At 71.1% G+C, this 13958-nt stretch carries 13 protein-coding genes; 8 read left to right on the forward strand and 5 right to left on the reverse strand.

Translation table 11 applies throughout. The features are described 5' to 3' along the window. Positions 1-241: 241 nt before the first annotated feature. Positions 242-3190: an SARP-family global regulator AfsR gene (afsR, locus tag AOK01_RS17155; RefSeq protein ID WP_055512527.1), complete on the reverse strand. Its 2949-nt coding sequence runs from the start codon at positions 3188-3190 to the stop codon at positions 242-244. A 225-nt stretch (positions 3191-3415) separates the two neighbouring features. Here afsR and AOK01_RS17160 point away from each other — a divergent pair, with 225 nt between their 5' ends. After that, entirely contained in the window at positions 3416-4654 is a 1239-nt protein-coding gene (locus AOK01_RS17160; protein ID WP_055512529.1) for an amidohydrolase family protein, read from the forward strand. Positions 4655-4689: 35 nt separating this feature from the next. Here AOK01_RS17160 and AOK01_RS17165 read toward each other — a convergent pair whose 3' ends face one another. Both AOK01_RS17165 and AOK01_RS17170 read right to left on the reverse strand, forming a co-directional pair. Next, a complete protein-coding gene (locus AOK01_RS17165; RefSeq protein WP_055512605.1) occupies positions 4690-6993 on the reverse strand; it encodes a 2Fe-2S iron-sulfur cluster-binding protein in 2304 nt (767 codons plus the stop codon). Between the two features lie 117 nt (positions 6994-7110). After that, on the reverse strand, positions 7111-7983 hold the full coding sequence (locus AOK01_RS17170; protein ID WP_055512530.1) for a siderophore-interacting protein: 873 nt from the start codon (positions 7981-7983) through the stop codon (positions 7111-7113). Between the two features lie 114 nt (positions 7984-8097). On the opposite strand from AOK01_RS17170, the gene AOK01_RS17175 reads away from it, so the two are divergent. Next, positions 8098-8718, forward strand: coding sequence for a TetR/AcrR family transcriptional regulator (locus AOK01_RS17175; protein ID WP_055512532.1), 621 nt, complete (start codon positions 8098-8100; stop codon positions 8716-8718). Positions 8719-8844: 126 nt separating this feature from the next. After that, a complete protein-coding gene (locus AOK01_RS17180) occupies positions 8845-9819 on the forward strand; it encodes an LLM class F420-dependent oxidoreductase (protein ID WP_055512533.1) in 975 nt (324 codons plus the stop codon). Between the two features lie 337 nt (positions 9820-10156). Here the strand turns inward: AOK01_RS17180 and AOK01_RS41240 are convergent, their stop codons facing one another. Both AOK01_RS41240 and AOK01_RS17190 read right to left on the reverse strand, forming a co-directional pair. After that, entirely contained in the window at positions 10157-10294 is a 138-nt protein-coding gene (locus tag AOK01_RS41240) for a hypothetical protein (RefSeq protein ID WP_245702289.1), read from the reverse strand. Continuing rightward, complete coding sequence (locus tag AOK01_RS17190) at positions 10288-10569, reverse strand: hypothetical protein (RefSeq protein ID WP_055512537.1); 282 nt, start codon at positions 10567-10569, stop codon at positions 10288-10290. Before AOK01_RS17190 ends, AOK01_RS41240 begins: the two co-directional genes overlap by 7 nt. Positions 10570-10705: 136 nt before the next feature. On the opposite strand from AOK01_RS17190, the gene AOK01_RS17195 reads away from it, so the two are divergent. The 5 genes from AOK01_RS17195 (at position 10706) to AOK01_RS17215 (ending at position 13954) form a co-directional block, all read left to right on the forward strand. Further along, a complete protein-coding gene (locus tag AOK01_RS17195; RefSeq protein WP_055512607.1) occupies positions 10706-10939 on the forward strand; it encodes a GntR family transcriptional regulator in 234 nt (77 codons plus the stop codon). A gap of 54 nt (positions 10940-10993) precedes the next feature. Continuing rightward, positions 10994-11425, forward strand: a complete 432-nt coding sequence (locus tag AOK01_RS17200; RefSeq protein ID WP_483855244.1) for an NsdA family TPR-like regulatory protein — start codon at positions 10994-10996, stop codon at positions 11423-11425. 12 nt (positions 11426-11437) lie between these two features. Next, positions 11438-11728, forward strand: coding sequence for a DUF6087 family protein (locus tag AOK01_RS17205; protein ID WP_055512541.1), 291 nt, complete (start codon positions 11438-11440; stop codon positions 11726-11728). 179 nt (positions 11729-11907) lie between these two features. Then, complete coding sequence (locus tag AOK01_RS17210) at positions 11908-12711, forward strand: SDR family NAD(P)-dependent oxidoreductase (RefSeq protein ID WP_055512543.1); 804 nt, start codon at positions 11908-11910, stop codon at positions 12709-12711. 124 nt (positions 12712-12835) lie between these two features. Further along, positions 12836-13954: an LLM class flavin-dependent oxidoreductase gene (locus tag AOK01_RS17215; protein ID WP_079103487.1), complete on the forward strand. Its 1119-nt coding sequence runs from the start codon at positions 12836-12838 to the stop codon at positions 13952-13954. Positions 13955-13958: the final 4 nt, after the last annotated feature.

A 13958-nucleotide genomic window follows, 5' to 3' on the forward strand; every position in this document is an offset into this window, starting at 1 on the left:
TCCTCCGTTGCGTTGACGAGTGAGGAACGCCCGTCCAGAGACTCCCCCGAGGGTCCCTGGACGGGCGTTCGGAGCCGCACACTAGCCGTTTCGGCTCCCGGTCAGACCGTCTGCCCCCCGACGCGACGGTGTGACAGGTATGAGAGTGCCGTGCCGAGATAAACGAATGCTGAACGTCCGCAACCAGTCCGCCCCCAGTCGGCAACCAGCCGGGCCGCGGGCCCGCCGTTCACGCCGCCGTTCACGCCGCCGTGGCGGGCGTGAGCAGCGTCCGGACCTCCTCCGCCTGGGCGTCGCCGCCGCTCTGCTCAAGGAGGTTGAGCGCCTCGCGCCAGCAGGCCCTGGCCCGGTCCACCTGCCCCAGCATCGTGAGTGCCCGGCCCAGGAGCGTCAGGACGACGCCCTGCATCCGGTCGCCGCCGATGCAGCCGAGAGCCAGCGCCTGCTCGGCGTGCTGGGCCGCCTGCGCGGGCCGGCGGGCCGCCAGGTGCACCTCCGCCATCCGGAAGTTGGTGGTTCCCTCCCAGAGCCGCTGCCGGTGGCTGCTGAAGACGGACAGGGCGTCGGAGAGCTGGCTGAGCGCCTCGGAGTGCCGGCCGGCCCTGGACAGCGCGATGCCCAGCGTGAAGTGACCGTTGGCCAGACGCAGGGTCCGGCCGATCGCGAGATAGGTCGCGAGAGCGCGCTGCGCGATCTCCACCGCCATCGGGACGTTCCCCATGCCGAGATGGGCACGCGACAGGTTGCACAGACTGAGCGCTTCGAGCGGCTTGTTGCCGATCGCGTCGTAACCCTCTATGGCCTGCTCGAAGAACCGCTTGCTGTCCGCGTACTGCTCCTGGTGCATGAGGGTGAGCCCCCGGTCGTTGGCCGCCCAGCTCATGGCCATGGCGTCCCCGGCGGTCGCGGCGAGGTCCATGGCGAGCTGCGCCTGCTCGGCCGCCTGCTGGATCCGTCCTGAGACCAGCAGGACGTTGGTGAGCGTCGTGCGCGCCCTGCCCTCCGCGCGGGCGTCCCCCGCGGCGCGCGTGGCGTCGCACACCGCCCTGGCCGTCGTCTCGTACTGGTGGGAGTTGGCGCCCGACTCGGTGAGATCCTTGGCGGCCCACAGCAGGTCGACCGCCCGCCGCAGCAGCGCCGTACCCGCCGACTGCCGTACGCAGGCCAGCAGTGGCGCGGCCTCCGTGTAGAGCCAGTCGAGGGCGGCGCTTCCCTCGGTGAACCTCAGCCCGGGGTAGTCCGTCGTCGCCAGGTGGTCCACCAGCCGGTCGCCCGGCCGCTCGATGGCATAGACCTCCGCCGCCGTGGCCAGGTAGAAGTCCAGCAGCCGCGACATCGCGGCGCCCCGCTCACCGGGCGGCTGCTCGTCCCTCTCCGCACACGCACGCGCGTAGAGTCGGACCAGATCGTGGTAGCGGTAGCGGCCCGGCGCGGCCGATTCCAGCAGCGAGGTGTCGACGAGCGACTCCAGCAGGTCCTCGGTCTCCTCCACCGGAAGGTCCAGCACCGCGGCGGCGGCGGCCAGCGACATGTCCGGGCCGTCCGCGAGGCCCAGCAGCCGGAAGGCGCGGGCCTGGGCCGGCTCCAACTGCCCGTAGCCCAGCTCGAAGGTGGCCTTCACGGCGAGGTCGCCGGCCTGGAGCTCGTCCAGGCGCCGCCGCTCGTCCGCGAGCTTCGCCGCGAGGACCGAGACCGTCCACGTACGCCGGGCCGCCAGCCGGGACGCGGCGATCCGGATCGCCAGCGGCAGGAAGCCGCAGGCCGCCACCACGTCCAGCGCCGACTCCCGTTCCGACGCGACCCGCTCCGCGCCCACGATCTTCGTGAAGAGCTGGAGCGCCTCCTCGGGGGACATCACGTCCAGGTCGACCAGGTGCGCGCCGGCCAGGTCGACCATCCGCGCCCGCGAGGTCACCAGCGCCGCGCAGCCTTCCGTACCGGGCAGCAGGGGCCGGACCTGGGCCGCGTCCCGGGCGTTGTCCAGGAGCACCAGGATGCGGCGGCCGTCCAGAGTCGAGCGGTACAGGGCCGCCCGCTCCTCCAGGGAGTCCGGGATGTCGGTGTCCGCGGTGCCCAGGGCGCGCAGGAAGGCGCCCAGTACCGCTCCGGGTTCGGCCGCTCGCGCGCCCGCGCCCTGCAGATCCACGTACAGCTGTCCGTCCGGGAAGGAGCCGCGCGCCTGGTGCGCGACATGGACGGCCAGCGTCGTCTTGCCCACGCCGCCGATGCCCGCCAGCGCGGACACCGCCATGACCCGCCCCTCGGCGGTCGCGAGCACCTCGCGCAGTTCGGACACGAAGGACATCCGGCCGGTGAAGTCCGGGACGGTCGCAGGGAGTTGGGCGGGGCGCACCGGAGTGGCCGCGCTCTCCGGGACCAGCGGCGCCGACGGCTTCGCGAGGCCCGGGTCCGCCTGGAGGATGCGCTGCTGGAGTTCCTGGAGGTCGGAGCCCGGGTCGACGCCCAGTTCGTCCGCCAGCAGTCGCCGGGTGTCCGCGTACGCGGCCAGGGCCTCCGCCTGCCGGCCCGAGCGGTACAGCGCGAGCATCAGCAGCTCGCGCAGGCGCTCCCGGAGGGGGTGGGTGGCGGTGAGCGCGGTGAGCTCCGAGACGGCCTCCGCGTGGCAGCCCTGTTCGAGGTCCATGTCCAGGCGTGACTCGCGCAGTTGCAGCTGCCACTCCTGCAGCCGGGTGCGCTGGGTCTCCGCGTAGGGGCCCGGGACGCTCGCCAGCGCCTCTCCGTCCCACAGGTCGAGGGCCTCGTTCAGCAGGGCGCGCGCGTGGCACAGGTCGAAGGCGACCTTCGCCTTCTCGGCGGCGGCTGCCAGTTCCTGGGCCTGGACGAGGTCCAGGGTGCTGATCGCGTCGGAGAGCCGGATCGCGTAGCCGCCCGACTCGCTGACCAGCACGTCGGGCGTGAGGATCTTCCGCAGCCGTGAGGCGTACGTACGAACGGCCGCCAGTGCCTGGGACGGCGGGTCGTCACCCCACAGGGCGTCGATCAGCTCGCCCGCGGTGGCCGTGCGGCCCTCGCGGAGCAGCAGGGCGGCCAGCAGGGCGCGTTGCTGAGGCGACCCCGTAGGCAGCGTCTGAGCCCCTCGCCAGGCGCGCACCGGGCCGAGCACGCTGAAGCGGAGGGCCGCCGAATCCTCGGGACGCCACTGCTCCGGTACCCGCGGTACACCGTCCATCGCTGTCCCCCCTGCCGAACCGTCGTGACAACAGGCCAGTTTGCCTTGTCCATGGCGGATGCGTCAGCCGTGGGAGACACCGATCACAGGTCGCCATGCCAAGTTCGTGAAACCCCTCACAGGGCCCACACCCCGTCGTCGCAACTCCGCGATGCGGCCCTCGCATTCCAGAGACAGTCCGCCCGATAGCTGACGCTCCGTCAGATGAGCGCTACCGTGCAACGTATGGAGACCTTTCCGAAGATCATCTCGGTGGACGACCACACGGTGGAGCCCCCCAACGTCTGGCAGGACCGGCTCCCGTCGAAGTACCAGGACAAGGGGCCACGCATCGTACGCGCCCCACTGAAGGAAATGACCTTCCTCGGCGGCAAGTTCGCGCCAGTCATGGGCAGCCCCGGGGACGAAGGACCGATCGGCGACTGGTGGGTCTACGAGGACCTGCACCGCCCGCTCACCCGTCTCGACACCGCCGTCGGATACGACAGGGACGAGATCAAGCTGGAGATCATCACGTACGAGCAGATGCGCCCCGGCTCGTACGACGTCCCGCAGCGCCTCGCCGACATGGACGTCAACCACGTCCAGTCCGCCCTGTGCTTCCCCACCTTCCCCCGTTTCTGCGGCCAGACCTTCACCGAGGCCCAGGACCGCGAACTGGGGCTCCTCTCCGTGCGCGCCTACAACGACTGGATGGTGGAGGAGTGGTGCGGTCCGGCTGCCGGGGGCCGGCTGATACCGCTCACCCTCATCCCGCTGTGGGACGCGGAACTGGCCGCGCGGGAGGTGCGGCGCAACGCCGACCGCGGCGTACGGGCCGTCGCCTTCTCCGAGATACCCCCGCACCTCGGACTGCCCTCCGTGCACACGGACGAGTGGGATCCGCTCCTCGCCGCCTGCGCCGAGACCGGCACGGTCATCGCCATGCACATCGGGTCGAGCAGCCGGATGCCCTCCACCTCGGCCGACGCGCCGCCCGCCGTCGGCTCCACCATCACCTTCGCCAACTGCTGCTTCTCGATGGTCGACTGGCTGATGAGCGGCAAGTTCGAACGCTTCCCCGACCTCAGGGTCATGTACGCGGAGGGCCAGATCGGCTGGATTCCGTACATCCTCGAACGCGCCGACGTGGTCTGGGAGGAGAATCGCGGCTGGGGCGGCGTCGCGGACAAGGTCCACCGCCCGCCCTCGGAACTCTTCACCGAGCACGTGTACGGCTGCTTCTTCGACGACGCGTTCGGCCTGAGGAACCTGGACGCCATCGGCGTCGGGAACGTCCTCTACGAGACCGACTACCCCCACTCCGACTCCACCTGGCCCGAGTCGCGCGAGGTCGGCGAGGCCCAGATGGGCCACCTGGACGCGGACGTCGTCGACCGGATCGTCCGGCGCAACGCGATCGAGCTGCTGGGCCTGACGGAGGACGGGCTCTGGGCGGCGGCGGAGCGGAAGGCCGTGGAATAGCGGAGGAGGTGTCGGCGGCGATCAGGGGTCCGCGATCACGGTTCCGTGATGTCGAGGATGACCTTCGACAGCGGGCAGGTCACGCACGTGAGTATCTGGCCGTCGGCCTTCTGCCGCGGGGTCAGACAGTTCGGCTCGTTCTGCGTGACCTCGCCGCCGCGCAGCCGCACCATGCAGTCGCCGCAGTTCCCGACCGTGCACGAGTAGGGCATCGGCAGCCCCGCGGCGAGTCCCGCTTCGAGCAGCGTCTGACCGGGCTCGACCATCACCGTGCCGACGGGGCGCCCGTCCTCCTCGACGGTCATCTCCTGCGGCGCCGTCGTCGCCGTCGTCGTCGCCGTGGTCCCGGTGTCCGCGCTGCTGGTGTACGTCTCGTGGTGCACCTGCTCGTCAGGAACCCCGAGCGCGGGCAGGACGCCCCGGACGGCGTCCATCAGCGGTCCCGGACCGCAGACGTAGTAGTGGGCGTCCCGGGCCGGGGAAAGGCCGGTGATCCACCGGCGTACGCCGTCCGCGTCGAGTCGGCCGTCCCTGCCGGTCAGGACATGGGTGACCGCGAGCCGGTCGGGATGGTCCTTCGCCAGCCGGGCCAGCTCGTCGGCGAAGATGATCTCGCTCTCGCTGCGACTGCTGTAGAGCAGCGCGATCCGGCCGTGGCCGGGCCGGGCCGCGAGCCGGGTGCGGATCATGCTCATCATCGGCGTGACACCGCTGCCCGCCGCGACGAGCACGATCTCGTCCGGTGGCCGCGGCTCGGCGTGGAAGGACCCCGACGGGCCACGCACCGCGAGGCGGTCCCCGGCGCGGAGGCTCCGGTGCACGTGGGTGGAGAACCGGCCGCCCGCCACCTGCTTGACGGTGACCTCAAGGCGGGACGAACCGGGCACCGACGAGGCCGAGTAGGCCCGTCGCACCGGGCGGCCGTCCAAGTCGGCGACCAGCGTGAAGAACTGGCCGGGCCGGAAGTCGAACGGTTCCTGGTTCTCACCGACGTCCTCCAGTACGAGGGTGACCGCGCTCGGAGTCTCGCGGCGCACCTCGGCGACGCGCACCTCCCGCAGGGGTGTCCTTGACGCAGGAAGGCCCCCGGTCCCGCCGGCGCCGGCGCCGGCGTCGGAACGACCTCGCCGAGGCACGACGCGGCGCCACCTGCCTCCACCGGGCCACCTGCCCCCGCCGGGACGGCCGCCCCCGGGCTGTCCGTCGCCGGGCTCGACGTCCTCGACGTCCTCGTAGCCCTCCTTGCGCAGTCCGTAACGGTAGGCGCGGTCCGCCACCAGCCGCAGCAACCGGGTCATTCCCGGGATCGCCGCGACGGCCCTGAGCAGGAACGCGGGCGGCCCGCCGTCGGCCTCGGCCGAACCTGCGGCGAGGTGGGCGCCCGCCAGCGCCATCATGTCCGGCATCGGACCGCCGTCCAGGCGCGCGCCCGGCGTCCACAGCCGCGAGCGCACCAGGGCGTCGCTGCCGGACACCTCGGCGTACTCGACATCGATGAGCAGCGCCAGGTGCGGAGGCATCCCGCGCAGGGCCATCGTCTCCAGCAGCGCGGGATCGTCGGTGATCGTCCCGCGTCCGCGGACCTTCAGCACACCGCTGCGCCCCGGCACGAGCGCGGCGAACGAGAGCCGGTCGTCCCGCAGCAGGTTGTGGAGCGTGTCGGCGCGCTTGTTGCCCTTGCGGTCCGGGATGACGAGCGTGCGACCGTCCAGGATGCGAGCCACCGCCTGCCGGTCCCCGCGCGGACTCGTGTCGCTCCCGCCGGACGAGTCCCACGTGGACAGGGCGAGGAAGGGTGCCGCCGCCAGGAAGTCGGCGACCCCGGGCCGGCCGAGGGGCCCGTCACCCGTGACCCCGGCGGCCGGTTCGGCCAGGGGGGCGGGCGGCTGCCACAGCCGGGAGCGGAGGACCGCCTGCGCGCAGTGCACGTACGCCTCCTCGACGTCGACGGTCGTCTCCCCGCCCCTGCGGCCATCGCGGCCCTTGCGGGTGGCCACCGAGCCGTTGACGCGCAGGATCTCCCCGACGCCCGGCAGGAGGAAGAAGAAGGACACCGGACCGTGCGGATCGCCGGACTCGGGCAGCACGAACGAGATCCGGGTGGGCGAGTGGACCCGTACGAACCCCGGCGTGCCCCCGATGAAGGTCGTCCGGCTGGTGCCGTCGGCATCCCGGTAGCCGAAGGCCGCGACCGGACACCGGGCGAGTATGGTCCGGCACCCCTCGTCCAGGACGCTGATCTGTTTGAGCATGATCGCCGACGCGGGGCGGCCGACGGTCGCCTCGACCTCGTCCACCGTCGTCAGCCGGCGCGGAGTGCCCGACCGGTCTGCTCCCACCTGCTGCTCACCTGCTGCCGTGTCTTGCTGCACAAGAGTTCCTTTCAGTCGGAGCGAACTGGAGCGAACTGGGGCGAACTGGGGCGGACTGGAGCGAGCCGGCCGGGTTCGGACGGCTCAGCCGGGGCTCGAACGGCCCAGGCGCCAGTAGCCGACGAACGAGATGTCTCGCTTGGGCACGCCACGGTCGTTGACCAGATGCCGGCGCACTGCCGTGGCCAGCCGGGACTCGCCCGCGGCCCAGGTGTAGAAGCGGCCGGGCGGGAGCGACGCGTGCCGCAGCGCGTCCAGTGCCAGGGTGCCGGGCCGCAGATTCTCGTCATCGCGGCTGAACCAGTGGATGCGGGTGCCGGCCGGCGCGTCGACGGACCGGATGTCGGCCGCGGTCGCCACCTCCAGGTAGACCTCGGTGGCCAGGGAGGGCGGTGTTCCGTCGAGGATCGACAGGATGGCGGGCAACGCGCTCTCGTCGCCGACCAGCAGCTGCCCGTCCAGGCGCCTGTCCAGCCGTCCCTCCTGCCGCCCGCCCTGCTGCCCGTCCAGCCGTCCGCCCTGCTGCCCGTCCGTGGGCTCCGGCAGCCGGTAGGTGGTGCCGATGTCGAAGATGCCCGCCGGGGAGCCCGGCTCGGCCCGGCGCACCCAGGACGCCATGGGCGAGTCACCGTGCAGGGCGAACTCGATGTCGATCTCGTCGTCCGCGGGCCGCGCGCGCCGGATCGTCAGATTGCGGACCCACGGGCGGACCGACTTGGGCAGCAGCAGGAGCTGGGCGATCCAGGCCTCGTTCGAGAGGGTCGGCATCCGCAACGCGGTCTGTCCCTCGCGTGGGAAGAACAGGCGGACCCCCTGGTCGTTGCCGGCGACGGTGAGGTCCCGGACGGCCGGCCCGCCGAGGGTGACGCTCGCGAAGCCCGGTGTGAGGAACTCGCGACGGCGCACCTCCAGCGTGATCATGGTGCGCGACTCGGGCAGCTGAACCTTGGGGATCATGCCGGCCCGCCGCCCTCAGTGGACACGTCCTCATTTTCGCAGGTCATGCCACTATTGTGAACAATAGCTCAGCTCTCTGGCTACTCGCTTTTCACGCCCCCAGGAGGTCTCCGGATGCCGTCGGCCGACCGTCGTCTTCAGCCACGTCGCAAGCCCAGCCAGGTGCGTGCGGAGCTCACCCGCGAGCGCATCCTCGCCGCCGCTGCTCACGTTTTCGTCGAGTACGGCTACGCCGCGGGCACCACCAACCGCATCGCCGAACGCGCGCGCATCTCCATCGGCTCGCTGTACCAGTACTTCCCGAACAAGGACGCGATCCTCGCCGAACTGCTGGTGCGGCACATCGACCGCGGTACGTGGACGGAGGCCGACCAACTCGACCTGTCGCCCGGGACCTTGGAGGCGACGGTGCGGGCACTGGTCCGCGACGCGATCGACAACCACCGCGACGATCCGGAGCTGCTGCGGATCATGATCGAGGTGGCGCCGCTGTCGCAGGAACTGCTCGACACGATCGACCGGCACGGAAAGGTTCGGGTCGGCCAGGTACGTGATCTCCTCGCCCGGCATCCGGACGTCCAGGTACGGCACCTCGACACGGCGGCCGAACTGGTCGTGTTCACGGTGGAGTTGAACACGCACAAGCTCATGGCCGACCCGCGGGCCATCCCGGTGGAGACGTTCGAGAGCGAGCTGGTGGACATGGTCACCCGCTATCTGCGCGGCGACCGGTAGCCCTTCACCTAGCCCTTCACCGGCAAGAAGCGCACACCCCTTGTCTGACGGACCGTCAGCTAAGACGATGGGAGCCACCGAGCCGCCCGAGTGAGGTGACGGCCCGTCAACCGAAGGGTGCCGCGCATGCAGGTCCCGCCCGAAGGACATGAAGGGCATGAAGGGCGCGAAGGACACGAAGGGCGGCTGGAGTACGGGATACAGCTCCCGGTCCAGTCGCAGAGCACCCTCTACGCCGAGGCGTGGGAGGCCGACGCGGGCCCGGCCGATCTGGTGGAGATCGCCCGGGCCGCGGACGCCTCCGGCTTCGCGTACGTCGCGAGCTGCGACCACGTCGCCGTCCCGCGACGGCTCGCCGCCGCGATGAGCACCGTCTGGTACGACCCCGTCGCCACCCTCGCCTTCCTGGCCGGGGTCACCGAGCGGGTACGGCTGCTCAGCCATGTCGCGGTCGTCGGTCTGCGGCACCCCCTCGCCACCGCCAAGCAGTACGCGACCCTCGACCACCTGAGCGGCGGGCGCCTGATCCTCGGGGTCGGCGCCGGACACGTACGGGAGGAGTTCGAGGCGCTGGGGGCGGACTTCGAGCGGCGCGGGGCGGTCCTCGACGAGTGCGTCGATGCCCTGCGGGCGGCCCTGGGCCCCGACGAGTTCCCGTCCCACCACGGCAAGCTGTACGACTTCGAGGGCCTGGGCCAGCGACCCCGGCCGACCCAGGAACGGGTGCCGGTGTGGGTCGGCGGCTCCTCGCCCGCGGCGGTCCGGCGGGCCGCGGTCAGAGGGGACGGCTGGCTGCCGCAGGGGGACCCGCGGGAGCGGCTGCCCGCGCAGATCGCCCGGCTCGGGCAACTGCGCCAGGAGGCGGGTGTGACCCGCCCGCTCACTGTCGGCGCGATCACCGAGCCGCTGTACGTCGGACGGGCCGCGTGGGAGGTGGGACGCCGCACGCTCACCGGCACGCCGGAGGCGATCGCCGAGTCGCTGCGGGCGTACCGGGCGATGGGCGTGCATCAGATCCAGGTGCGGTTCCGCAGCCGCAGCCGCGCCGAACTGACCGAGCAGATGGCCGCGTTCGGCGCCGAGGTGGCACCGCTGTTGTAGGGGTCGCCTGTTGTAGAGGTCGCCCAGTCCTGTGGACCGGGGACTGGGCGACCCCTCGTGCAACCGCTACCGGAATGCCGGGGCCCAGCCGCTCGGGCCGGTCCGGCAGAGAACACAGCGGCACGGGGGCCACTCGTGCGCATCTGCCGGCCGCCCGCTGTCATGCCTGCTCGTCACCGTGCGCTCCTCGACCTGGCCGTCGGGTTCGTCGCTGTCGGGGCTGACCCGGTAGGTGCGGATCGTCAGCCGGGACACCTCTCCTTCCGGGTACCGCCCAGCCTTCACCGAGCCCCACCGCCCATGCCCGGCGCGTGGCAGGAGCATGGGCAGCGGGACATCAGCAGCAGCCCATGGCGCCCGGCAGTGGTACGTCGGACGTCTGGCGGCAACTCTGGTGCAAGTCCTCGTCACCGGGCCGCCCGGCGAGCGCGCACTCGGCGGACAGCGCCGCGTGCGCCTCCGGCGTCCTCAACACGCCACCACTCCTTCGGCGCCGACGACATGCCGGTCAAGGTCGATACCGAAGTCGGCGGCGAGGAGGTAGGGCCGAACCCCGGGGGAAACGCTCCCGTCGAGCAGGCCGTGCAGGCCGTACGGGGAACGCGGGGCCGGGAGTCGAGGTACGGCGGCCCCGAGGGGCTCCGGCAGAGGTGTCGGGGGGACGACGAGGCGGGAGTCGGCCCGCCGCCTGCCGGTACCGGGCGCGATCACGCCCAGCATCCATAGCAGGAACGCGTGGATAATGCTCACTGTCGTCAGCTCCTTTTCAGCTGATGGCCATGCCCCGGGGCCGTGCCAGGCCGCCGGGGTCTTCTTCCTTGCTGAGCATACGCGTATTCGCGCATTCGCGGTCGCTCGTTTACGCGAAGACGCATACGTTCACGACATGGATCTTGACCGTGGCCGGCCCGTATGGCCCCAGATCGCGGACGAGCTGCGCCGCCGAATCGACGTCGGCACGTACCCCCCTGGCAGCCGGTTTCCCGCCGTGGTGGACCTTGCCACCGAGTTCGACGTTGCCGCGTCGACGGTGCAGAAGGCCGTGGCCGCTCTTCGCGCGGAGGGCAGGCTCCGTACCGTGCTGGGGCAAGGCTCGTTCGTCGTTGATCAGGAGAAGTGAACCGCGTCTGAGGGGGCTGGGCGGCACGACGGAACTCGGCACACGTCGTCCGGAATTCGCCCTGCGGCCCTCGGTGACGAGCGCCACGCGGATACGCACCTCGGCGCCGCCGATGAGCTCCTGGCGGACGGGCTCGGCGACGACGTGCCGGAGTGGGTGGGCTACTTCGACGCCGCAGAACACGCCGGCGCACGCGCGGTATCCGCCCGTGACCTCACCGGGATCGGCCGTCCCCGCCGAACCGCGAGCACCCACTTCGAGAACGCGCTGCAACTGCGCAAGCCCGGCTTCGACCGCGTGAAAGTCATGGACCGCGTCGGCCTCGCCGCCGCACTGTTCAACGAGGGCGAGCCGGAGCAGGCTGCCACCGCAGCCCACCAGGCGCTCGACGACGCGGCCCGCCCGTACGAGACCGCCGCGGTCGACGACGTAAGGAACCGGGCAAAGGAACTCGCCGCCGCCAGGCCGACCACGATCGCGGCCTGAGAGCATCGAGGCATGGGCAAGCACAGCCGACCCGGACCGTCGAACCAGCCGTCACGCGCCGTCCCGCGCGTGGACGCCGCCAACCCGTTCGCCGCGTACGACAAGCGGCGCCGCCCGCCGATGGACATCTACCGACGCCACCGGCCGGTGCACGGCGGCGCCAGTCACCTCCGGCCCGATGAGCCGCGCGTCCTGGAGGAGTGGAGCGGGTTCGCGTACAAGCCGGTCGGCACCGCTCCCAGCCTCACGGCCGCCCAGGGATGGGTGAGCGAACTCCAGATCGGCGACGACCCCATGGGGTGATCACCCGTGGCAAAAGGCATCCCGTCCGCGGCCCTCGTGGAAGCTCTCCCACCCCTTGTCTGATGGAGCGTCAGATACGAGCATGGGGATGCCTTGGGATGCCTGCCCGTCGCCTGGTGGCGGTGCGGCGGAAAGGGCGTGTGCCCGTGTCCCGTGTCCGCGTCTCTGAAGGAGTACCCATGGGCAAGCTCGACGGACGTGTCGTCCTCGTCACCGGCGGAGCGCGTGGGCAAGGCGAGCAGGAAGCGCGGCTCTTCGTCGAGGAGGGCGCCGAGGTCGTGGTCGCGGACGTGCTCGACGAGCAGGGGGAGACGCTCGCCAAGGAGCTGGGCGCCCGTGCCCGCTACGTCCACCTGGACGTGAGCCGGGAGGACGACTGGGTGGCCGCGGTGGCGGCGGCGAAGGACGCGTACGGGAAGGTCGACGGGCTCGTCAACAACGCCGGCATCCTGCGCTTCAACGCCCTCGTCGACACCCCCCTCGACGAGTTCATGCAGGTCGTGCGCGTCAACCAGGTCGGCGTCTTCCTCGGTATCAGGGCGCTGGCCCCCGAGATCGAGGCGGCCGGCGGCGGGACCGTCGTCAACACCGCCTCGTACACCGGGCTCACCGGCATGGCGTACGTCGGCGCGTACACCGCGACCAAGCACGCGATCGTCGGCCTCACGCGCGTGGCCGCGCTGGAGCTGGCCGCCAAGGGCATCCGCGTGAACGCCGTCTGTCCCGGCGCGATCGACACCGCCATGACCGATCCGGCCCTGCTCGACCCGGCGACGACCACCGAGGCGGCTGCGGCGGCCTCGGAGGCCGCCTCCGCGGCCATCGCCCGGCTGTACCGCAAGCTCGTCCCGCTGGAGCGGATCGGCAGGGCCGAGGAAGTGGCCCGGCTCGCCCTCTTCCTGTCCTGCGAGGACTCCTCCTACATCACCGGACAGCCGTTCGTGATCGACGGGGGGTGGCTGGCGGGGGTCAGCGTCATGTGACCGCCCTGATGTGACGAGCCATCAGGTATTGACGCTTCGAGGGTGCGGTGCCACAGTCGGCGGCAAGTTAATCTGACGGTGCGTCAGGTGAAGCGGCACGACGGACAGGGGACGGTGAACCTCCTTGGAATTCGGGCTCTTTGTACAGGGATACGTGGGCAAGCGGGCCGAGACCGATCCGCTCGCGGAGCACAAGGCGCTGATGGAGGAGACCGAGTACGTCATCCAGGCCGACAAGTCCGGCTTCAAGTACGCCTGGGCGTCCGAGCACCACTTCCTGGAGGAGTACTCGCACCTCTCCGCGAACGACGTCTACCTCGGTTATCTGGCGCACGCCACCGAGCGGATCCACCTGGGCTCGGGCATCTTCAACCCGCTGGCCCAGGTCAACCACCCCGTGAAGGTCGCCGAGAAGGTCGCCATGCTCGACCATCTCACCGAGGGCCGCTTCGAGTTCGGCAGCGGGCGCGGGGCCGGCTCGCACGAGATCCTCGGCTTCCTTCCCGGCATCACCGACATGAACTACACCAAGGAGATCTGGGAAGAGACCATCGCCGAGTTCCCGAAGATGTGGCTCCAGGACGAGTACGTCGGGTTCCAGGGCAAGCACTGGCAGCTCCCGCCCCGCAAGATCCTGCCGAAGCCGTACGGGAAGTCGCACCCCGCCATGTGGTACGCCGCCGGGTCGCCGCCCTCGTACGCGATGGCGGCCCGCAAGGGGCTCGGGGTGCTCGGGTTCAGCGTGCAGAAGGTCTCCGACATGGAGTGGGTGCTTGAGCAGTACAAGACGGCCGTCGTCGAGGCGGAGCCGGTCGGGGACTTCGTCAACGACAACGTGATGGTGACGACGACGGCGGTGTGCGCGCCCACGCACGACGAGGCGGTACGGGTCGCCGTGAGCGGCGGGCTGCACTATCTGCCCTCGCTCGTCTTCCGCTACCACGACACGTTTCCGCGGCCCGAGGGGTTCCCCGTGTGGCCGGAGACGCTGCCCGAGTACAACGAGGAGTTCATCGAACTGCTCATCGCGGAGGAGCTGTTGATCTGCGGGGATCCGGACGAGGTGCTCACGCAGTGCAAGCGGTGGGAACAGGCGGGGGCCGACCAGCTCAGCTTCGGACTGCCTGTCGGGGTGCCGAAGGCGGAGACGTTGCAGACGATTCGGCTGATCGGGGAGCACGTCATTCCGAAGATCGATACGGATCCTGTGCATCGGACCACTCGGTTCCGGGCGGCGGGCTGACGTT

It is taken from the genome of Streptomyces aurantiacus (genome assembly GCF_001418335.1).
Classification (GTDB): Bacteria; Actinomycetota; Actinomycetes; order Streptomycetales; family Streptomycetaceae; genus Streptomyces; species Streptomyces aurantiacus.